Here is a 20,776-nt window from a genome sequence, read left to right as displayed (position 1 = left end):
GGCTCCGAGATCACGCGTCCGCCGCGACGGTTTGCATCCCGATCTCGGCGCGAAGGCCGCGGCGATCCAACCTGTTGCGCAGCTTCAAAGTTGCGCCGCTGCGCCTGACCGCGAGATCGACGATGGCAAGACCAAGGCCGCTGCCCGGCGCATTGGCGTTTCGATGCCGCCCACGGAAAAAGCGCTGCGCCACATGCGGCAATTCCTCCTCGGGGATTCCCGGACCCTCGTCCTCGACGAAAAGCGTCGCGCCGCCGGCGAGCCCCCAGCGGATCGCGCCGCCGTTCGAGGCATGCAGGAGGGCATTTTCATGCAGATTTCTTAGCGCCAGCAGGAAAAGCGCGCGATTGGCTCGGACAATGACCGACGCGAGAGCCGGATCGATTTCGACTCGGCGCTTTCCGGCTGCAAGCTTCAGCGCGTCGATTGTTTCCTGGAGCGCTTCCGACACGCGGATTTCTTCTTTGTCGTCAAGGTCTAGGTCGGCGTCGAGGTTAGCGAGCGTCAGAAGCTGGCTCACCAATCTTGAGGTACGGTCCACAGCGAAAAGAATCTGCCGAAGCGCGCCCTGCCTGACCTCCGGCTCGGTTGCGGCGATCGCGACCTGAGCCTGAGTTTTCAGACCTGCAAGCGGGGTTCGCAATTCATGCGCCGCGAAGGCTGTGACATCGCGCTCGCGCCGTCGGGCGGTTTCGACCTTAGCGAAAAGGCTGTTGAGGGCGTCCGCGACCGGCCTAACCTCGAACGGCGCGTCGTCGAGCTTGATCGGGCTCATGTCGTCCACTCGGCGGTTTTGCAGCTCCTCAGCCATGTTCGACAATGGGCGCAGTCCGCGTCCGATGCAGATCCAGATGAGGGCGCCTAATAGCGGGATGATGAGGGCGGCGGGAGCCATCAATCCTGTGATGACGTCGGCGACAAGCCTGTCGCGCATCCCAATCCGGTCGCCGACCAATACGCGAAAGCCTTTGTCCGCGTCTTCCAACGCGTAGACCCGCCAAGGCTCTCCCTCGACTATTTTTTCAGAGAAACCGGCGGCCGCGTCCGACAAATGAGCGTCGGGAGCGCCGCTTGAGCGCCCGACCAGACGCCCGTCCAGCGACCAGATCTGACAGGCGAGCTGACGCTGATAGTTCATGGTTTGGGGATGACTGACGGGAACAGGAATCGCGCCCGCCAATTCGGCGGCGTCGCTGGTCGCGACGAGCGAATTGACCATGCGCGCGGCCTCCTGAAGGCGGGCGTCAAGCACGCGCTCGATTTCGGATTCCGTTCGGAGATAGATCCACCCTGCCGCCCCGAGCCAGATCGCCCCTGTTGCGGATAGAAGGATGAGAAACAGGCGCGCGCGGAGCGAGGTCATGCGCCGATCCTCATTCGGTATCCGAGCCCTCGCACCGTTTCGATTGTGTCCCGTCCGATCTTCGACCGCAGATTATGGACATGCACTTCAATCGTATTGCTCTCGACTTCTTCCTGCCATCCGTACAGGCGGTCCTCGATTTCGAATTTCGAACGGACGGCGCCCGGCCGTTCCATCAGAGTCGAAAGCACAGCGAACTCCCGCCGCGAAAGGCTGACGGGCCTGCCGTTCACCGCAACGCTTAACTGCGCCGGATCGAGCACAACGCCGCAAACGTTCAAGCACGGCGCCGCGCGGCCTTCTCCCCGCCGCGCCACCGCGCGAAGGCGCGCGGCCAATTCGTCCAGGTCGAAGGGCTTGCCGAGATAATCGTCGGCGCCGCGATCAAGACCCTCGATCCGGTTTCTCACCTCGTCGAGGGCGGTCAGGAGAAGCACCGGCGTGCGATCGCCGGCCGCGCGCATTTCCTTCAGGAGATCGAGCCCCGATCCGTCTGGAAGCATCACATCCAGGACCAGGGCGTCGAATGAAGTCGTCTCGAGCGCCGCGCGCGCGTCGGCGCAGCAGGCGACCGTGTCGACAGCGACGCCCGCCAGTCTCAGCCCGGCGGCAAGACCGTCCGCCAGGATCGGATCGTCTTCCACGGTAAGCACGCGCATCGACCTCTCCCTTCCTGTCGCTCACTCCCCTACTGCGCTTAAGGCTGGCTTAAGGTGGATTTTTCATCCCGAGAGCGTTCGTCGCCAGCCATTTGCGCGAGTAAAAAGGGAAGAACAGATGATAAAGCCGCTGAGTCGTCGGCGTTTCATGTCCTCCATCGCCATGTCGACGATCGCCAAGTCGTCCCTCGCCATGTCGAAGATCGGCGCAGGCGCTTCCGGGGCTCGCGTCGCCTTCGCGAATGTTCCGCAACGCGATCCGCCGTCAGGCAAGCGCGTGACCCTGCTGCATTTCACCGATACGCACGCCCTCCTCGAAACGCATCCCGAATATCTGCCCGGCGCAAGCCCCGAAATCCAAATGATGGGAGGCTACGCGCGCCTCAAGACCGCGATCGACCGCGAGCGAGCGCTTCACGATCACCCCTGCTTCCTGCTGGACGGGGGCGATGAATTCCAGGGCTCCGGCCCCGCAACCTGGTCAAAAGGCGAGGTTGTTCTCCACCCGCTCAATGCGCTGGGGCTCGACGCCTTCGTTCCAGGCAATTGGGAGGCCGCCTATGGTCCCGAACGTTTCAAAGAGACCATGGCGGGGCTCAAGTGCCCGGTGATCTGTTATAATTTCCATGACACCGCCAGCGGCCAACCGCTCTTCGCCCCTTCAGTGACCATTGAAAGAGAGGGCGTGAAAGTGGCTTTTGTCGGCATCACCGACATCAGCGCCAGCAAGCGTCACCCGCCCGCTGAGTTCCGCGGCATGGACACGACCCGGCTCGACGGTTTGCACGATTTCGTGAAGGATTTGCGCGCTCGGCAGCAGCCGGACCTGCTTGTCGCCGTGACGCATACAGGCCTGTCGATCGCCCGCCAGATCGCGCGGGACATGCCCGAATTTGACGTCATTTTGTCCGGCCATTCCCACGAGCGGACCTCCAGGCCGATCCTGGAAGGCAAGGTCATCATTGTGGAACCCGGTTCATTCGGCTCCTTTCTGGCGCGGCTGGACCTTCACTTGGCTGCGGACGGCGGCGTCGCGGGCCATGCTTTCCGCCTGATTCCGATCCTCGAAAGTCGCTACGACGAAGATCCGAAGGTCAAGGCCCTCGTCGACGCGTCGCTCGCGCCATACCGGGAGCGAATGACCAAACCCGTGGGTGAGACGCAGACGCTCATCATGCGTTATGACGTATTGGAGAGCACGGCTGACGACTTTATCACCGACGCCGTTCGGGAGGCGTCAAAAGCCGACATCGCTTTCTCGAACGGCTTCCGGTTTGGCGTTCCCATTCCGCCGACGACAGTAACGGAAGGCGATCTGTGGAATTTGTTGCCGATGGATGCGCGGCTAAAGACAGGCTGGGTCACCGGCAAAGAACTCCGCGCTTATCTCGAAGATGAGCTGGAGCTGGTTTTCGCCAGCAATCCGTGGAGGCTCAATGGCGGCTGGGGCCCGCGCGCCGCGGGCTTGACCATCCTGTTCAACGCGCTTGCGGAGAAAGGCCGACGCCTCGTCTCCCTGAAGGTCGACGGCGCCGAAATCGATGATGACAAACGCTACACGATCGCCGGCTGCGAGCGCGACGGCGAACCGATGGACGTCATTTGTCGGCACGCGGGCAGCCATGACGCGCAGCTTCTCCCTCTCACTGTCCATCAGGCCCTCCACCAATATTTCAAGACGCATTCGACCATCGCGCCACGTCGCGAGGGGCGCGAGAAAGCATTGGACTTGGCGTCTTCCGTCTTTAGCCAGGACGCCGTGCTGGCGGGCGACGTTGATACGGCCGCGACCATCCCCTCCGGCCTGCCGCCGGGCTGAAGGATCGGCGCATTTGCGCCGATCCTTAAACCCGCCTGAGCGGAAGAGTAGGCGCTTAAGCCGGCGGGGCGTCGCTGGTCGCCTTCGGTCCGGCGGCTGAGGCATGTTCCGCGCTATATATCCGGCGGCGGGGGAGGTCGCTTGCGCTAGCGTCTCAGTCAGGTCGAGGAACGGATGGCGCGCAGAGGAAAAGCGGGTCGCTTCTCAAACGCGATGAGCTGGTTCAAATCCCGGCTTTGGCTGATTCCGGTCGGCATGAGCGCGCTCGCGCTCGGCTTCGGTTACGCGCTCGTGCGTTACAGCTTCAAGATGCCGATCGACGCCAGCGGTTCGCTGTGGCTGTTCAGCGGCGACCCCGCCACCGCGCGCGGCCTTCTCTCTACGATCGTTTCCGGAATGATTACGATGACCTCGCTCGTCGTGTCCTTAACGATCCTCGTGCTGGCGCAGGCGGCGCGCCAGCTTGGCCCTCGGCTTATCTATAATTTCATTGGCGATCGCTCCATCCAGGCCGCTCTCGGTCTTTTCGTGGCGACGATCCTCTATTGCCTCTTCATCTTGCGGAGCATCAATGAGCAGCTCGGGCCACAAGGCGTGCCGCGCTACGCGGTGACGCTCGCGAGCCTCCTCGCCGTCGCATGCCTGTTTGCGCTGCTCGCCTATATCAGCAAGCTCGCGCATTCGATCGTTTCCGACACCGTCGTCCGCGAAGTTGGCGACAATCTCGACGCCGCCATCGGCGAATGTCCCTGCCGCTCGGATCACGCCGACGAAAAGATCGACGTCGACGAGGAAAGCCGAGAGCACACGACGCGGCGCTACATAGGAATCAATCGAAGCGGCTATGTGCAGTTCATCGATTATGACGCGCTGGTCAAAACCGCCGGGCGTCACGACCTCATGTTGATCATTCATACGGAACCGGGCGCGTTCCTTTTGCAGAAGGGAGACACGGTCGAAGTTCGCTCGAAAGCGCTCGTCGACAAGCGAGTGGAGCGACAAATTCGGGATTGCTTTGTGATCGGCGCCGTGCGCACTTCCACGCAAGATCTGCAATATTCCGTGCGCCAATTGGTTGAAATCGCATTGCGCGCCCTGTCGCCGAGCGTCAACGATCCTTACACCGCAACGGCCGTCATCAACCGGCTCTCCGCCTCGCTGGAAAACGCCCGCGCACGCGAACTATCGGCGAAATACTACCGCGATAGAGCCGGTCGTTTGCGGGTCGTTACGACGAACGGCGGCTATGGGCCCGTCGTGGATACGGCCTTCACGCAGATTCGCGCCGCGGCCGAGGGAAAGCCGGCAGTTCTCAGCGTGCTCGCTGAAAGAATCCAGGATCTGCTGCACAGCGTAGAACTGCCAGAGCAGCGCGAGGCTTTGCTCGCTCAGCTGCAGGGCATTCGTTGGACGATCGCGCAGATCAACGAGCCGGAGGATCGCAGGAAGCTCGAAGCGATCCTCGCCGGGCCAGGGGAGACGGGATGATCTCGTAATGCCGCAGCCCGGCCATGCGCGTAACCGTCAGCCTAGGCCGCTCACGCGGCCGTAAATTTCTCGCTGAAGATGCGGTCGTGCGGGACGCCGGAAGAACGCGCGGTCTCTTCCGTTGCGGCGATCAATGCCGGCGGACCGCAGGCGTAAACGTCCGGCGTCTCGGTCGCGCTCGACAGCGCCTGCGCAAGCGCCTCGACCGGCGTGCCGACGAAATCCCGCCATTCCTGTTCCGGTTTCCACACGCAGAGAGTCACGACGAGCTGCGGCAAAGCGGCTTTGAGCGCGTCGATGGCGTCGAGCGCGAAAAACTCGTCGAGCTGATTGACCCCGAAGAACAGACGGCATGAGCGCGGGTCGGCGAATTCCGCCATGTGCCGCAGCATGGAGAGCGCCGGCGCGAGGCCCGAGCCGCCGACGACGAACCAGCGCGGCGCCGCGCTCGACTCATCGAGGGTGAACTGCCCCTGCGGACCGCGGACAAGCAGCGTGTCGCCGACGGCGGCGCGCTCACGAAGATAATCCGAAAAAGCGCCGTGCGGCTGAAGGCGGATAAAGAGTTCGAGCATCCCATCCCAGTTCGGCGCATTGGCGAGCGAATAGGAGCGCTTCGCCGAGCCGTCGGGAAGCGTGAGTTCGATGAATTGGCCGGCGGTGAACTGCGCCGCGCGTCCGAATGTCGGATCGTCTTCATACTGCAGTTGCAGGCGCATGATGCCGGCGCCTGCTGGTTCAATCGCCACAAGCGTCGCGCGCCGCTCGGGAACAGGCGCAAAGCCGACCGCCGCTTCGTCGAAAGGCGCCCGCAAAGCGAGATCGCTGCGCGCCTTAGCGCGGCACAGCAATATGTCGCCGGCCATGCGCTCATCCTCGCTGAGCGCCGCGCTGCTGTAGCACATGAGTTCGACCTCTCCGCTTGCGCGAGCGACGCGGCATGCGCCGCAGCCGCCCTCCCGACACGAGGAGGGAAGATAAATGCTCGCGCGTTCGGCGGCGTCCAGTAGCGTGTCGGACGGTTCGGCGTCGAAGGCGATCGTCGCGCCGTCGCGCGTGAGAAGGCTGACCTTGTACATGGCGGATTCCCGCGACGTGCGGACGCCCGATGGCGGGCGTCCGCTGTATGGCTAGGCGGCGCGGGCGAGCGAGGCGGCGATGTCGGATTTGGCGTCGCCGATGGGCTGGACGCCGAACTTCTCCACCAGCACGTCAACCAGCGCCGGCGTGAGAAAGGCCGGCAGCGTCGGGCCGATGCGCACATTGCGCACGCCGAGCGCGAGCAACGTGAGCAGAACGGCCGCCGCCTTCTGCTCGAACCAGGAGACGATGAGCGACAGCGGCAGTTCATTGACGCCGACGCCGAAGGCCTCCGCAAGCTTGGTCGCGACGACCAGCGCCGAATAGGCGTCGTTGCATTGGCCCATGTCGAGAAGCCGCGGCAGCCCGCCGATCGTGCCGAAGTCGTGCTTGTTGAAGCGATATTTGCCGCAGCCGAGCGTCAGGATGACCGTGTCCTTCGGCGCTTCGTCGGCGAAATCGGTGTAGTAGTTGCGGCCCGTCGCGGCGCCGTCGCAGCCGCCGACGAGGAAGAAGTGGCGAATGGCGCCGCTCTTTACCGCGTCGATCACCTTGTCGGCGACGCCGAGCACCGCGTCGCGCCCGAAGCCGATGGTGATGGTCTTCTCCGGCGCGTCTTCGGCGAAGCCGGGCAGGGCCTGCGCCGCCTGGACGACGACAGCGAAATTCTCGTCGGCGATGTGGCGAACGCCAGCCCAGCCGACCGGACCCGCTGTGAAGATGCGGCCGCGGTAGCGCGGCTGCGGCTCGATCAGGCAGTTCGAGGTCATGACGATCGGGCCGGGGAATTCGGCGAATTCCTTCTGCTGATCCTGCCACGCGCCGCCGTAATTGCCGGCGAGATGCGGATAGGCTTTGAACTTTGGATAGGAATGCGCCGGCAGCATTTCGCCATGCGTGTAGACGTTGATGCCCTTGTCCTTCGTCGCTTCGAGAATCGCGTGCAGATCCTTCAGGTCATGGCCGGAGACGAGGATCGCCTTGCCCTTGATCGGCGTCACGCGCACGCTCGTCGGCGTCGGCGCGCCGAAGGCGCCGGTGTTGGCGGCGTCGAGCGCCTCCATGGCGAGGAAATTCGCGCGCCCGAGCGCCAGCGCTTCGTCGAGCAGCGTCGCGACGTCACGCTCTTCACGCGCCAGTATGTCGAGCGCATGTTCGACCGTCGCATAGATCGCTTCGCGCTCTTCGCCCAGAACGCGCGCATGATGCGCATAGGCGCAGACGCCTTTGAGGCCGTAGAGAATGAGCGCGCGGACGCCGACCGCGTCTTCGCCGAGGATCGCGGCGTCTTTGCGTACTGCGGCCTCCGACGCCTGTGCGGAAAGTCCGGCCATGTTGTCGGCTGGCGCGAAAGAAGCGGGGCCGGAGAGAGTCTCGGGCGACTTGCCGGCGGCGCGCGCGGCGTCTTCGTACAGCGCCTTGGCGCGGTCGCGGATTTGCGCGGCCTGCTGGATCAGCTCGACGAACTTCGCCGCGTTGAAATTGACGTTGGTGAGCGTCGTGAAGAAGGCGAAGAGGATGAAGCGGTCGGCTTCGATGTCGGTGGCGCCAAGCAGGCGCGCCCGATGCAGATATTGGCCGACGCCTTCGCAGACATAGAGCAGAATGTCCTGCAGATCGGCGGTCGTCGCGTCCTTGCCGCACATGCCCTTTGCGCCCGCGCAACCGGCGGCTTCGTCAGATCGGTAGGTCTGCTCGCATTGATAACAGAACATGTCGCTCCCTCCTGGCTCCCTTAATAGGTATTTAGAATGCGTATTAAAAAGCTCAGAAGTCAAGCCGCGACGAGCGATGCTCGCAGTGAATGTTCAGGCGGAGAGATCGGCGAGGGGAAAGGCGGCGGTTTTTTCGAGGCAGTCGTGCAGGGTGTAGCGATCGAGTTCGCGCATAAATCCCTGTTCGGCGCGCGCCAGCATGCCCTTCAGTCGGCAGCGCGGCAAAAGCGCGCAGTTGCTGCCTTGCGGGCTGAAACATTCGACCAGCGGCTGATCGTCAAGCCTGCGGACCACCTCGCCGATTCGAATGTCGCGCGGATCGCGCGCCAGTCGCACGCCGCCCTGCGCGCCGCGGATGCCCTCGACATATCCGGCGGCGGCGAGCTCCTGCAGCACTTTCGCCATATGATGCCGCGAAACGTCAAAATGATCGGCGATCGCCGCCGCGCTCATCACTTGCGGATTGCGGTCGGCGAGGAGGATGAGGGCGCGCAGGCCAAAGTCGGTGAAGGTCGTGAGCCGCATGAACTCAATCTAACACGGTATTTCAAATCCTGAAATGTTCATCCAAGCCGATCAGTCGCTATAAGTGCGCAGCACCAATGTTGCCTGCCGATTGTCGACGCTGGATATTTGATCGACATTCCACTGGAACGCTTTGCCCTCGCGGAACTAAAACTCTACATGACCGCTCCACCTATCTCTTGGGCGAGTTGATCGGTTGTCCAAATCTCGAAGGGTACTCTAACGAGGGATTTAACCTCGGCCACGAGGACTGGATGTGCTTTTCCCGCGCGGCTCCAATCGGTTTTCTTGTCTTGTGATACAAGGACCACTCGTGCGAATTCTTTTCCGTTTTGTTGCGCTTGCAACAGCCCGGCAAGCATATCGACCCAAATGAAAAAATCTCCGTCTCCTTCATCCTTAAATCCGGGCGGCGTTTTTGTTCTTTTTCGTTGGTCTGCAATCTCACGAAAACATTGTCGAGATACGTAAGGGACTAAAGCTCTCTTCTGAAGAACCTCAAAAAGCGCCTCGGTCTTTCGCACCGTCGCCTCGTCATAAACGTGACCGTGCTCAGAACTAAATTGTTCAAGCAAATCTCCAATTTCCGATGCATAGGGCCCAAAATTCGAATCAACTCTTGCAAAGTCGGTCTTTAGCCCATCAAATTTCTTTTTTAGACTGGAACTAACTGTGTCAACAGCTTGCAATTGATTGTTCCAAAATTCTTGAACTGCTTGGCCAGGTAAGATCAAGGGCGCAGAATGGCGCGAGCCAAGGTAGTCGATGATATCTGCGCTCTTTGGATGGCCGCTCAGCCGCAAAAAGACATTTGCATCTAGAGCAATAGCGGTATGCTCTATGGCAAATGTGTCCCCCTCGGCTAGAGGATGGATAGCATCGGCCAATGCTCCAAGAACGTCCAAATCCGTTCGGCGGTCGAGAAGATCGATCAACTGGATTTCCCGGTTTCGCCTGCGATTAGGTCGATTGGTATCAGAACCAAATGTCGCCAGCCGCCTGAGCAAGTTTTTGGCCCATGTTTTCAATGGCACTCGCATTCCATTCCTCGACCGCCATTAATTCTATCTTCCACTCCCCATCAATAGCGAAGGGAAGCATATGTCGCTTGAAACCGTCCCAGTCAGAAGCGCTTTTGGGCCGGCGGTCCAGAGTCGAAAGAAATGTATTTCCGATCGTGGCGAACCAGTACGCTCCATCTTCTTCGCTCATGCCAAAAGAAACAGGGGTTTGGCGCGTCCATATAAAGTGAAGGACCCCCTGAGCGTCTGGAGTGATGGTTTTTGCAAGAATTGAGCGGCGCAGGAAAGCCAGCACCCCCTTGTTGAATGATCTCTTCCGGGCTTGCTCAATAAAGTCCTCACGGGTAGGATTCAGATCCTTGAGGTCATCTACTACAACGTTCCAACGACCGGTTTCATAGACGTGTTTGGCCGCTTCTCCAAAGCGCCTTTCGACATTTCCTGTTCCAAGATTTCCGACGACTATTCGTCGCACTACTAGGCGGAGGATGTATTTCATGCCTTCCAATGACTGTGGGACACTGGCCATAGCCATAAGAATCGGTCTAACCGCAATGACCCCCAGGCTGTTGAGTGCCGCGAAAATTCTTAACGCCTCGGGGTCAGCTGGGCCGGCAAGAGTCGGATCTACCATTTGCGCGTACAAAGGAAGATGCTCTTGGAGCAACTTCATCAACACTTCCGTCGATGGAGGCGCGTTTGTATCATTACGATCTGGCAGCCCCCGACGCTGCGCGAGAAACCCGAACAGATCTTTGGGCAGAATATGTCCGCAACGTACGGTTACGACGTGCCTGATATATTGGACGAATGTGTTAGAGGCATCTGCAGAAAATTGCTTTGAAATCGTTTGCCACTGTCTGTAGCGCGCTTCACGCTCAACTGGAGGTGTTTGACTGAGGACGTAATTTTTCAATAGGTCTGCAGTTGTAAGCTCTCTTCCCCGTGTATTTATCACTTCAAATACTTGGTATGCGGAAGTGGGATCGGGATGAACGAAAACCGCGAAATAAACTCGGTTAGTCAAAAATTCTGTCCACACGCCAAGCCGCTTAAACGGGTCTACCTTAAGATCGTCTCGCAGTTTTTTGCTGATATTCCGATACGACTCAGATAGCCGGTATGAAACCGATCCTTTCTCGGCCACGCTGGGCGCTTGCCCGGTTGCCAGAATAGCTTGAAACGTCTCGTTGTCGGTTTGATCCGATAAGCTAACACGAGGGTCGGTTGCGTCTGATGCGTAATCGATTGAACGCAAGAAATCCGCTTGTATACGGTCAGCTAAAGCCTTTCTGCCGCGGTGAAGCGCCTCGTGGTAGAGGGCATTGGCAAGCAAAGTTAATGTCACTAGCCGCTGTTGGCCATCTACAACATGTTTTCTCCCGTTTTCTTGAGTGAGGATAATTAGACCTAGAAAATACGAACTGGATGAAAGGCTTTTTCTTAGATCGTCCCAAAACTCTTCGACCTCGTCGACCTGCCAAGAGTACTCGCGCTGGAACTGCGGAACTTCAAACGTGGAACTGGAAAACAAAGCACCAGCTGTGCTCGCAGAGGCATTAAGAGGTGTGTACACGTTGAGACCACTTTCCTATGAAGCTCCGCAATAGCAAAAGAAAGACTGCACGTGCGACCAATCGGACAGCGCGCGAAACGCAGGAAAATCGTACCTGCGCGTGATAGTGCGTCACAAAAGGTCGCGTGCCAAGCAGATCTTCGTTTGCGCATCAGTCTGATGCGCCTCACCCTCCGCCCAGCGCCATATCGTCCCGATGGATGATCTCATCCGGCCCCTTAAAACCCAGCAGCGCCTCGATGTCCTTCGTCGAGCGCCCCACGATTTTCGCCGCGTCGGACGCGTCATATGTCACGAGGCCGCGGCCGATCTCGCCGCCCTTGGCGTTGCGGATGACGATGCAGTCGCCGCGCGCGAAGCCGCCCTCGATCCGCGTCACGCCCGCCGGCAGCAGGCTCCGGCCTGAGCGCAGCGCCTTCGCCGCGCCGTCGTCGATATGCACGGCGCCCTTCGGCTCCAAAGAGCCCGCGATCCATTTCTTGCGCGCCGTCACCGGATTGGACGGCGTCAGAAACCAGCTGCAGCGCCCGCCCGCGGCGATGCGCGCAATCGGCGCTTCTTCGCGACCGTCGGCGATCACCATATGCGCGCCGCCGGTAGTGGCGATTTTCGCCGCCTCGATCTTGGTGCGCATGCCGCCGCGCGAATATTGCGAGGCGGCGCCCCCCGCCATGGCTTCGATCTCCGCCGTGACGCGCGGCACGATCGCGATGTGCTCGGCGTCCGGATTGGAGTCGGGCGGGGCGCTGTAGAGCCCGTCGACGTCGGAGAGCAGGATCAGGAGATCGGCGCTCGCCATGGTGGCGACGCGGGCGGCGAGGCGGTCATTGTCGCCATAGCGGATTTCAGCCGTCGCCACCGTGTCGTTCTCGTTGATCACCGGCACCGCGCGCAGCGACAAAAGCCGCGTTAGGCATTCGCGCGCGTAGAGGTAGCGGCGGCGCTCCTCCGTGTCGCCGAGCGTCACCAGCACCTGTCCGGCGACGAGGCCGCGATCGTGCAGCGTCTCGGCCCAGAGCCGCGCCAGGGCGATCTGGCCGACGGCGGCGGCCGCCTGGCTGTCTTCGAGCTTCAGCGCGCCGCGCGGAAAGCCGAGCACGCTGCGTCCCAGCGCCACGGCGCCGGACGACACGACCAGCACGTCCGCGCCGGCGCGATGGAGACCCGCGACATCGTCGGCGAGCCGCTTCAGCCAGGCGCGTTTCGCGGACGCCTTGTTGGGGTCGACGATGAGCGACGAGCCGACCTTCACGACGATGCGTTTGAAGTCAGCGAGGACGGGAGCGCGCTTGGTCATGCGGGCGTGGCGAAATGTCCGAGGGGTAGGGCGTTTGCGAGCGCGGCCTAGGGACGCTTGAGTTAGCCCAGCCCGCCAATGACCGCAAATCGGCGCCTATGGCGCGCCGTTTTGCCAGCGGCGGATGACATCGAACGGATGGATGAAACCGAGCACATTGAGCGTGAAATTGTCTCTAATGTTCAGCGCGACCACGACTTCAAGAAGCAGAGAGATTGCGATAACGCCCAAGATCGGCAGCCGCCACGCAAGAACGAAGCCCAGCGTCATCGCCAGCGTATCGGCGAGCGAATTGACGATGCTGTCTCCTGCATAGTCCTGCGCCGGCGGCTGCTTGCGATAGTGACGGATGGCGAAGGGCGTGTTTTCGAGGATCTCCCATCCCACTTCAACCGCCAGCACGATCAGGAAGCGCTGCGCGAACGACAGTCCCGGCGCCGCGAGCCAAACCAGGAAATAGAACAGCACGCCGTGGATGACATGCGTGAAGCTGTACCAGTCGGTGAGATGCTGGGAGAGGCAGGGAGAGGCGGCGTCGCCCTCCCACAGCTTGAATTCGCCGCGGGCGCAGAGAAACGGGCGGCCGAGCGCCCAAAGCGCGCCGGCCTGAACGACAAGCGCGGCGATCGCCGCCGCCGCCACGCCGCACGCCGTCGTTGCGCTCATCATCATATCTTCTCAACTGGAAGATCGGATGATGGAAAACTAGTCTCCGAGTCCGACGACCTCGGCGTCTGGGGTCTTCTTGCCGCCGGCCACACTCGAGAACTCCTCCAGTTCCTCGGTCCAATATTCGAATTGCCGGCGGCCGTAGTCAACGATGGCTTCGGCGACGTCGTGCGGCGATCTCGCCGCCCATACATCTTGCCCGAACTGCAGCGCCGACCGCGTGTTGATCAGGCCGAAGTCCATGACTCTCGATGCGCAGTCCTGACAGGTCTTGAGCGAAGTGAGGATCGGGGAAGGGTCTGGCGACATCATCTTATTCCTCTGAAGTTGCCGGCCTGTGGGCGCCCATCGCCAAAAAATATAGGGAGACGCGGCCGCGCCGACGCCTCCCTCGCCACTGAAAAGTGATCGAATATGCGCTCTAAATAGCGTCCGCTTGATACGAACCTATGACTGGAGCGATGGATTCTGGCGCGGGGGTTTGAGTTAGGTCAACTATATGAAACTATTGCATAATTTTAGTTTTAGCTCTATCCCTATCTCAGCCTGTGGCGATTGACGGGCGACTCGCGAGGCGGAATTCTCGGGGCGGGCTGCGTTGGAGGCAGGGCGATCGGGACGAGGGTGAGGAAAAATACGCGAAAGCGGGCTTCCTCATCCTTCGAGACGCGCGCTGCGCACGCCGGATGAGGAAGCCCTTCACCCGATCGCCCTGTTTCGGAGGCCATTGATGCATCGACTTGTCTATTTCAGTAACGCAAATCTTGATCTGAACCTCTCCGCGATCGAGGGAATGGTCGAGATGTCGGCGGAGCGGAATCGTCCGCGGCGCATCAGCGGCGCGCTCCTCTACAACGGCCTCAATTTTTTGCAGATTCTGGAGGGTCCGCGGCAAGCGCTGACCCCGCTCTATCTGCAGATCCGGATGGATTCCCGGCACTCGGGCGTCGTCAAGCTCGTTCACGAACGCATTTCAATGCGCAGTTTCCCCGATTGGGGCATGAAGCTCGTGTGCGGCGCGCCGGAATATGTGGCCGTTGCGCGGGAAACGGCGCCGCGCGAGGGCGGTCTTTCCGCGATGGTGGACGGTTTTTTCAGCGTTGGACAGGCGGCGGCCTTCGCCGAACATAGGTGAGCGCAATTCTTGCTTAGGCAGGTCGCGGACATCTGGCGCGGCGTCCGCTTCGGAGTTACTCATGATAGGAATTGCCAAGAAAATCTGCTCGTCCGAGGCCCAGAACAAGGTGGCTGCGAGGGGCCGCGACGGCCGGCTTTTATCCGGCTATTTGGTCAATCTGCATCGCGGCGCGGCGCCGGTGAGAGAACTGATGCTCGCGGACATCGAAAGGTTCCAGTCGCTCGGGGCGGTCGGATACGCCGACGATTTGCGCGTCGCGCTGAAGCGGTTCACGTCAGAATTCATCGACCGGAAGGATCGGCGCTAGGCTCCGCTTGCGCCGAAGTTCCGTCGGCGGGCAAGCGCCGTCGGCGGGAGAGGGTCCTGTCTCGCAGCCTGGCGCTCGGCCGCGCCGATTGAGCCAACCGTCAGTCGATCAACCGCGCGCGAGTTTCGCGCTCATAGCTGGCGAGCGCGTCGCTGATCGCCACGTCATAGCGCGCATGCGATCCGAGAGCTTTCAGATGCGACGGCAACGCAGCGAGCTGCTCTTTCGCGTAATCGCGTATTTGCGGAAGGTCGCATGACTGCGCCGCGACCCGGCGACCTGACAGCATGAACGGCTGCAGCAAGGGGACGCCCGGCGGAGTTTCGCCCTCCCGGGCGATGATGTCCCTCGACGCGACGCCGTCGCTAAACTGTCGAAAAACCTGTTTGCGGCCCGGCAGCGAGCGCTTGCCCGCCGACAGTTTCATGCGTCCCTTGCCGGCGTAGTCGGTCAGCTTATAGGCGATGTCGATGGCTGGCGCATCGCTCGACGCCGCCATATCCGTCCCGACGCCAAAGACGTCGATGGGCGCGCCGCGCGACGTCAGAGCGTCGATTTTGATTTCATCGAGGCCGCCGCTCGCGACGATCTGCACGTCGGTCAAGCCGGCGTCATCGAGGATGCGGCGCGTTTGGCGCGACAGCATGTCGAGATCGCCGGAGTCGAGACGCACCGCGCGGACTTTGAAGTTCGTCCCGCGCGCCCTCGCGAGCGCGACGACTTTCTTGACGCCGTCGAGCGTGTCATAGGTGTCAACGAGCAATGTCGTGTCGGGAAAGACTTCGCTGAAGGACTGAAAGGCGTCCGCCTCGGAGGCGCAGGCTTCGATAAAGCTGTGCGCCATCGTGCCGGCGACGGGCAGTCCATAGGCTTGGCCGGCCGCGACATTGGAGGTCGCATCGACTCCGGCGATGTAGAATGCGCGCGCGCCCTTTGTCGCCGCATCCATGCCGTGCGCCCGTCGCGCGCCGAAGTCGACGACGCTGGCGCCGCGCGCCGCGGCGACGACGCGCGCCGCTTTCGACGCCAGTATCGTTTGCAATCCGATCTGATTGAGAACCAGCGTTTCGATGAGCTGCGCTTCGGCGATGGGCGCAACCACTTCCAGGATCGGCTCGTTCTGAAAGAACGGCGCGCCTTCGCGCATCGCATAGATGTCGCCGGAGAAGCGAAAGCCGGCGAGCCAGTCGAGGAACGGCGGCGAAAAGATCTTGAGCGATCCCAGATAGTCGATGTGCTGCGGCTCAAAACGCAGATGCTCGATCTCATGAAGAAGATCGTTCAAGCCGGCGGCGATCAGAAAATTGCGTTGCGGCGGCATATTGCGCACGAAAAGGCTGAACGTCGCTTGCGCGTTCATGCCTAATTCGAAATAGGCGCGCAGCATCGTGAATTCATAGAGATCCGCGAAGAGCGCGCTGCTGGACACGATCGCTCCTTTTCACGTCGCGATTGGCTATGGTGGAAGCGCTCGCGCGCCGGTCGGGACCGTAACCATGGGGCCGAGGCCGGGCAAATTTGCGCCGCCCCGACGTTTCAGCATTCCTCCACGAAGACGCCCGCCATTCTCATCTTTTCGACGGCGTCTCTTCCGCCTTCCGGCGTGATGGCGCGCGCGCCGGAAAGCCGCACATGCGTTTCAAATCCTTCCGCGACGGCGTCCAGCGCCGTTTCGAGCACGCAGACGTCCAGCGCCAGTCCGACAATCAGGAGGCGACGCACGCCAAGACGCCGCAGCCGTTCCGCGAGCCCCGTTCCGTTGAGCGCCGAAAGCTGGTCGCGCTCGAGCGTCGCTCCCTTGCTGACGATGACGGCCTGCTCAGGCAGGCGCAGATCGGGATGGAACTGCGCGCCGGCGCTGTCCTGAACGCAATGCGCCGGCCATGGTCCGCCGCAGTCGCGAAAACTCGCATGGCCGATTGGATGCCAGTCCCGCGACGCGACGATGGGAACGCCGGCGTCCGCGGCTTCCTCGATCATTTCATTGACCACGGAGACGATCTCGTCGGCTCCGGAAACCTCTAAGGCGCCGCCGGCGCAGAAATCGCGCTGCACGTCCAGGACGATGAGCGCGTCGCCAGGGTTCAGGCGCATCGCTTCGCCGGCCATGATGTTGCTCCGCGAGAGACGGCGCGCTCGCCCGTCGTGCTGAATGCATAGCAGGGCGCGTTCGGTGGGGATGATCCTAGCCGCGGGCGCGGCCCAGCGCGAGCGTTGGAGGCGGCTCAGCGATTTCCACGTGATGGATGCGCCGATGGCGCCGCAAAGAGCGACTTCGCTAGGGTCGCCGAGATTTGGCGCTGGCGGGAAGTTGACCGTTGCTGCGCGTCGGGCTCCCACCGGCGCGCCCACAATCCAATTTGGCCATAACGTCCACGATCTTCTCGGGCAGCGGCTCCGTGAGGACGTTGTCGAACTTGGACCTCAGATGCTCGCTGATCGATCCCATCGCGGCGTCAATCCGCGCTCCCATCTTGCCGGCGGCCGCCTTCCGCCAATCGCCCGGCGCTCTGTCCGGCATGACGCATCCTCCTTGAAGGGATGGAAACTGCGTCACATTTGCATTGTTCCCCTACAAAATGTTTTAAAATTAAAGCCTTAGCAGGGCCAAAGCCGTGGATCGGATGCGGCGGCGCAGCCTGTTAGGCGGCGATCGTCGGTTCTGCCGCGCAAGTTTGCAGCCCGGCTGCGCCGTGCTGCAGCCCAGCTGAAGATTGCGCCATGGCGCATACCGGTGTCGCTTTCCCGCGTCGCTTTCACGAGAACCATTGCGCGCATAAGCCACCCCTCGCGCAGGAGCATTGTGGAAGAGCGCTGCTGAATCTGGAGCTGAAATTTAGCTAAAATACAGTTTCACGAGTGGCAGGAGTGGAGGGGCTCGAACCCCCAACCCCCGGTTTTGGAGACCGGTGCTCTACCAGTTGAGCTACACTCCTGCGGGCGCCCAAAAGGCGCGCGCCTTCATTGCCGCAACGACGCCCCGGACGCAAGGGGCGCGTCGGGCCTCCTATCAGGAATTGCCGCCGGAAAGCACCGTGACGGCGCGACGGTTCTGCGACCAGCAGGAGATGTCGTCGCAGACGGCGACAGGACGCTCCTTGCCATAGCTCACCGTGCGGATGCGCGACCCCGAAACCCCGCGCGCGATGAGGTAATTCTTGGCCACTTCGGCGCGTCGCGCGCCGAGCGCGAAATTATATTCGCGGGTGCCGCGCTCGTCGGCGTGGCCTTCCATCGTGAAGCTGTAGCGAGAGTAACGATTGAGCCATTCGGCCTGCTTATCGAGCGTGGCCTGCGCGGTGGAGGTCAAATCAGTGGAGTCGGTTTCAAAGAAGATGCGATCTCCGACATTGACCACGAAATCCTGATGGCTTCCGGGGCTGGCGACGCCGCCGCGTCCATAGCGTCCGCCCGCTAGATCATTCGCGGCTTCATCCGCGCTGTTCTTGGCGCAGGCCGAGAGCGCCAGGGCCGCCATGACCGCCGTCAGCGCGACGACGAATTTGGCGCCGCAGGCGCGTTTCGAATGCAGCATGAAGAACTCCTGTTACGACCACCGACTGGCGATAGTCCTAGGCTTCCACGGTTAAGCGAAGGTTCCGTCAACCTTGATCGCAGGTATCTTCGGCCTGTTGCATTTGAGCAAAATGGCCCCTTCGTTAATAAGCGGTTAATTGGTTAACAGAAGCTTAACACCCTGTTTCGGCGGGAATTAGACGTCCTTCGGCGCGGCGCGCGTCCGCGCGCGTCCAGCGTCAGGAACGTGTGAACGGCTTGAAGCTACGGGCGGCGCCGGGAGGGCTCCGGCTCCGAGAAAAGAACCTGCGCCCGCGGCGAAGCGATGCGCGCGGTTGCTTTGCGGAGAGTCTCGCTCTTAATATCGTTGAATGACGTGCGGAGCGGCGGCGCGCGCGGTCAGGAGCGTGACATGAATGAAGGCATCGCGCCTTTTTTATCGCCGTTGACGCTGCTTCTCGGCGGCGGTCTCCTGGCGGTCGGACTGCTGTCGCTACTCGATCTGCACTTCTTCAAGACCAAGTGGCAGGGCAAGCTCGCGCTGGCGGTCGGGCTGGTCTTCATTCTCGCCACCGAGGCGATGTTCGTCACCAGCGGCGCCAGCGGCCGCTATTTCGAAGGCCAGAAGATGGACGTCACCGACTGCGAATACCAGGCGGAGCGGGATTTTCCGGCGGAGCGGCGATCCAACCCGAAGCTCATTCACGACAAGATCGTCGCTTGTATGGATACGCTCGGCTACGACTGGAGCAAGGAGCACTATCATTGCGTCGAGGCGCCGATCTCGACCAATGTATTCTGTTATCTGCCGCGGGCCGCCATGCAGCGCAGCATCGTCGCGTGGCAGATGCGATTCGAATAGGTCAGAACAGCGATCCCTGATCGTCGCTGTCGGCGCTTTTTAGGCGGCGCCGCGGGCGCGGGCGCGCCGGCGGATCTGGAATCGCAATGCCAGCGCGCGCCTGGATTCTGCCGTCGGCGATCTCGATATCGAGACCCGTTCCAGGAGGAGCCTGCGCGACGCTGCGCACCAGCGCGCCGCTGTCGTCATGCACTAGCGCAAAGCCTCGCGCCAACGCCGAGCGATGGCTGAGCGTTTCCTGCAGCCGGGCCAGTCGGTCGATCCTGTCCTGATGGCCGCCGATCAAGCCGGTGATCGCGCGGTCGAGACGCTGCGCCGCGCCGGCGAGGCGCTGCCTGGCGGCGGCGTTCTCCTGGCCCGCGAGAACGCGCCTGGCGCGATAACCCTGCTGCAGCCGCGCGCCAAGACCGCGCAGCTGCTCACGCACGCGCGCCAGCTCCGCCTGCGGCGAGTGGCGGGCGAGCAGCGTTGCGGCGCGCGACAGCCGCAGACGCCGTCCGTCTCGGGCGGCGCGGGCGCCGGCGCGCAGCCGTTCGGCCGCCCGGTCGAAACGCTGGCGCGGATTGGCGAGCAGGGCGTCGCCAGCGGGGAGCAGGCGTGCGTAGGTCGAAAGCTGGACGCGACGTTGGTCCATGGCGCGGCGGCGCGCGCCCTCCAGCCGGCTTGTGCGTATCGCGAGATGTTCGAAAAGCTCGACGCGCACCGGAACGGCTTTCTCGGCCGCGCCGGTCGGCGTCGGCGCCCGCAGGTCGGCGACGAAATCGATGAGCGTCGTATCGGTCTCATGGCCGATCGCCGAAATGAGCGGAATGGCGCTCTCCGCCGCCGCGAGAACGACGAGTTCCTCATTGAAGCCCCACAGATCCTCGAGCGAGCCGCCGCCGCGCGCGACGATCAGCACGTCGGGGCGGGGAATGGCCCCCCCGACAGGCAGCGCATTGAAACCGCGAATGCCCGCCGCGACCTCCTCGGCGCAACTCTCGCCCTGCACGCGCACGGGCCAGACCAGCACGCGGCGCGGGAAGCGGTCGTTGAGACGGTGCAGGATGTCGCGGATGACGGCGCCGGTCGGCGAGGTCACCACGCCGACGACGCGCGGCAGGAAGGGCAGGGGGCGCTTGCGCGCTTCGTCGAAGAGGCCCTCGGCCGCGAGCGCCTTGCGGCGCGCGTCGAGCAGCGCCATCAGCGCGCCGACGCCTGCAGGCTCCAGCGACTCGATGACGATCTGATAGGACGACTTTCCTGGGAACGTTGTGAGGCGGCCGGTCGCGACGACTTCCAGTCCCTCCTGCGGCCGCGTGCGCAGGCGCAGAAACGTCGACCGCCAGATCACCGCGTCGAGTCGCGCATTCTGATCCTTGAGGCAGAAATAGGCGTGGCCGGAGGCGTGCGGGCCGCGATAGTTGGAGATCTCGCCGCGCACGCGCACGCGCCCGAAGCGATCCTCGATCGTCTGCTTCAGCGCGTTCGCGAGTTCAGAGACGCTGATCTCAGGCGTATTGGTCTGAGGCGCGTCTCCGCCGATTTCGGTGAGGTCGGGCATGGATGAGATATGCTCACGCTTTGCGTCTTGCGTCATTCTCACGCAAACATTGAACTGTCCGCGCAGTGGTGTAGCAGCATGATAGGCGGGCGCGAACGGCCCCCAACGACCATCATGTAAATGCTCAAAGCCAGCAAAAGAACAGCACTCCCATTGGTGCCGCTCAGCGCTTCGCGACGGTGGTCGCTGAGTGAGCG

Annotated in this window: 19 protein-coding genes and 1 tRNA gene; 5 read left to right on the top strand and 15 right to left on the bottom strand. The window is 62.1% G+C overall.

Translation table 11 applies throughout. The features are described from left to right. Positions 1–10: 10 nt before the first annotated feature. Together BN69_RS02280 and BN69_RS02275 are read right to left on the bottom strand one after the other, a co-directional pair. Positions 11–1,363: an ATP-binding protein gene (locus tag BN69_RS02280; RefSeq protein ID WP_014889921.1), complete on the bottom strand. Its 1,353-nt coding sequence runs from the start codon at positions 1,361–1,363 to the stop codon at positions 11–13. Next, positions 1,360–2,022, bottom strand: a complete 663-nt coding sequence (locus tag BN69_RS02275) for a response regulator (protein ID WP_014889920.1) — start codon at positions 2,020–2,022, stop codon at positions 1,360–1,362. Before BN69_RS02275 ends, BN69_RS02280 begins: the two co-directional genes overlap by 4 nt. Before the next feature lie 118 nt (positions 2,023–2,140). Between BN69_RS02275 and BN69_RS02270 the strand changes: the two genes are divergently transcribed. Beyond that, a complete protein-coding gene (locus tag BN69_RS02270; protein ID WP_014889919.1) occupies positions 2,141–3,841 on the top strand; it encodes a bifunctional metallophosphatase/5'-nucleotidase in 1,701 nt (566 codons plus the stop codon). A 174-nt stretch (positions 3,842–4,015) separates the two neighbouring features. Continuing rightward, positions 4,016–5,329: a DUF2254 domain-containing protein gene (locus BN69_RS02265; protein ID WP_014889918.1), complete on the top strand. Its 1,314-nt coding sequence runs from the start codon at positions 4,016–4,018 to the stop codon at positions 5,327–5,329. 50 nt (positions 5,330–5,379) lie between these two features. On the opposite strand, the gene BN69_RS02260 is transcribed toward BN69_RS02265, so the two are convergent. From BN69_RS02260 to BN69_RS02225, 8 genes are all read right to left on the bottom strand, one after another. Further along, positions 5,380–6,408, bottom strand: a complete 1,029-nt coding sequence (locus tag BN69_RS02260; protein WP_014889917.1) for a 2Fe-2S iron-sulfur cluster-binding protein — start codon at positions 6,406–6,408, stop codon at positions 5,380–5,382. Between the two features lie 51 nt (positions 6,409–6,459). Beyond that, complete coding sequence (gene hcp, locus BN69_RS02255; protein WP_014889916.1) at positions 6,460–8,124, bottom strand: hydroxylamine reductase; 1,665 nt, start codon at positions 8,122–8,124, stop codon at positions 6,460–6,462. 93 nt (positions 8,125–8,217) lie between these two features. After that, positions 8,218–8,649, bottom strand: a complete 432-nt coding sequence (locus tag BN69_RS02250) for an Rrf2 family transcriptional regulator (RefSeq protein WP_014889915.1) — start codon at positions 8,647–8,649, stop codon at positions 8,218–8,220. A gap of 155 nt (positions 8,650–8,804) precedes the next feature. Further along, positions 8,805–9,584, bottom strand: coding sequence for a PIN-like domain-containing protein (locus BN69_RS02245; protein WP_014889914.1), 780 nt, complete (start codon positions 9,582–9,584; stop codon positions 8,805–8,807). 40 nt (positions 9,585–9,624) lie between these two features. Next, positions 9,625–11,247, bottom strand: a complete 1,623-nt coding sequence (locus BN69_RS18650) for a DUF262 domain-containing protein (protein WP_014889913.1) — start codon at positions 11,245–11,247, stop codon at positions 9,625–9,627. Positions 11,248–11,413: 166 nt separating this feature from the next. Next, the gene (gene proB, locus BN69_RS02235; RefSeq protein ID WP_014889912.1) at positions 11,414–12,544 is read right to left on the bottom strand and encodes a glutamate 5-kinase; all 1,131 of its coding nucleotides are present in this window, start codon (positions 12,542–12,544) and stop codon (positions 11,414–11,416) included. A 96-nt stretch (positions 12,545–12,640) separates the two neighbouring features. Next, complete coding sequence (locus BN69_RS02230; RefSeq protein ID WP_041926765.1) at positions 12,641–13,216, bottom strand: DUF2585 domain-containing protein; 576 nt, start codon at positions 13,214–13,216, stop codon at positions 12,641–12,643. A gap of 33 nt (positions 13,217–13,249) precedes the next feature. After that, a complete protein-coding gene (locus tag BN69_RS02225) occupies positions 13,250–13,525 on the bottom strand; it encodes a hypothetical protein (protein WP_148277002.1) in 276 nt (91 codons plus the stop codon). 418 nt (positions 13,526–13,943) lie between these two features. Between BN69_RS02225 and BN69_RS02220 the strand changes: the two genes are divergently transcribed. After that, on the top strand, positions 13,944–14,348 hold the full coding sequence (locus BN69_RS02220) for a BLUF domain-containing protein (RefSeq protein WP_014889909.1): 405 nt from the start codon (positions 13,944–13,946) through the stop codon (positions 14,346–14,348). A gap of 61 nt (positions 14,349–14,409) precedes the next feature. Continuing rightward, positions 14,410–14,658, top strand: coding sequence for a hypothetical protein (locus BN69_RS02215; protein WP_014889908.1), 249 nt, complete (start codon positions 14,410–14,412; stop codon positions 14,656–14,658). A 100-nt stretch (positions 14,659–14,758) separates the two neighbouring features. Here BN69_RS02215 and BN69_RS02210 read toward each other — a convergent pair whose 3' ends face one another. The 4 genes from BN69_RS02210 to pal form a co-directional block, all read right to left on the bottom strand. After that, positions 14,759–16,087 (bottom strand): nicotinate phosphoribosyltransferase, encoded by a 1,329-nt coding sequence (locus BN69_RS02210; RefSeq protein ID WP_014889907.1) that lies wholly within the window; start codon positions 16,085–16,087, stop codon positions 14,759–14,761. A 107-nt stretch (positions 16,088–16,194) separates the two neighbouring features. Next, positions 16,195–16,767: an isochorismatase family protein gene (locus BN69_RS02205; protein ID WP_014889906.1), complete on the bottom strand. Its 573-nt coding sequence runs from the start codon at positions 16,765–16,767 to the stop codon at positions 16,195–16,197. Positions 16,768–17,518: 751 nt separating this feature from the next. Then, a tRNA-Trp gene (locus tag BN69_RS02195) sits at positions 17,519–17,594 on the bottom strand. 74 nt (positions 17,595–17,668) lie between these two features. Next, complete coding sequence (gene pal, locus BN69_RS02190; RefSeq protein ID WP_014889904.1) at positions 17,669–18,193, bottom strand: peptidoglycan-associated lipoprotein Pal; 525 nt, start codon at positions 18,191–18,193, stop codon at positions 17,669–17,671. A 393-nt stretch (positions 18,194–18,586) separates the two neighbouring features. Between pal and BN69_RS02185 the strand changes: the two genes are divergently transcribed. Further along, a complete protein-coding gene (locus BN69_RS02185) occupies positions 18,587–19,036 on the top strand; it encodes a hypothetical protein (protein ID WP_041927097.1) in 450 nt (149 codons plus the stop codon). A gap of 1 nt (position 19,037) precedes the next feature. Here the strand turns inward: BN69_RS02185 and xseA are convergent, their stop codons facing one another. Further along, entirely contained in the window at positions 19,038–20,615 is a 1,578-nt protein-coding gene (xseA, locus tag BN69_RS02180; protein WP_014889902.1) for an exodeoxyribonuclease VII large subunit, read from the bottom strand. Positions 20,616–20,776 lie beyond the last annotated feature (161 nt).

The sequence above is a fragment of the Methylocystis sp. SC2 genome (assembly GCF_000304315.1).
In the GTDB taxonomy this organism is placed as follows: domain Bacteria; phylum Pseudomonadota; class Alphaproteobacteria; order Rhizobiales; family Beijerinckiaceae; genus Methylocystis.
This window is presented reverse-complemented; position numbering and strand designations above follow the sequence as displayed.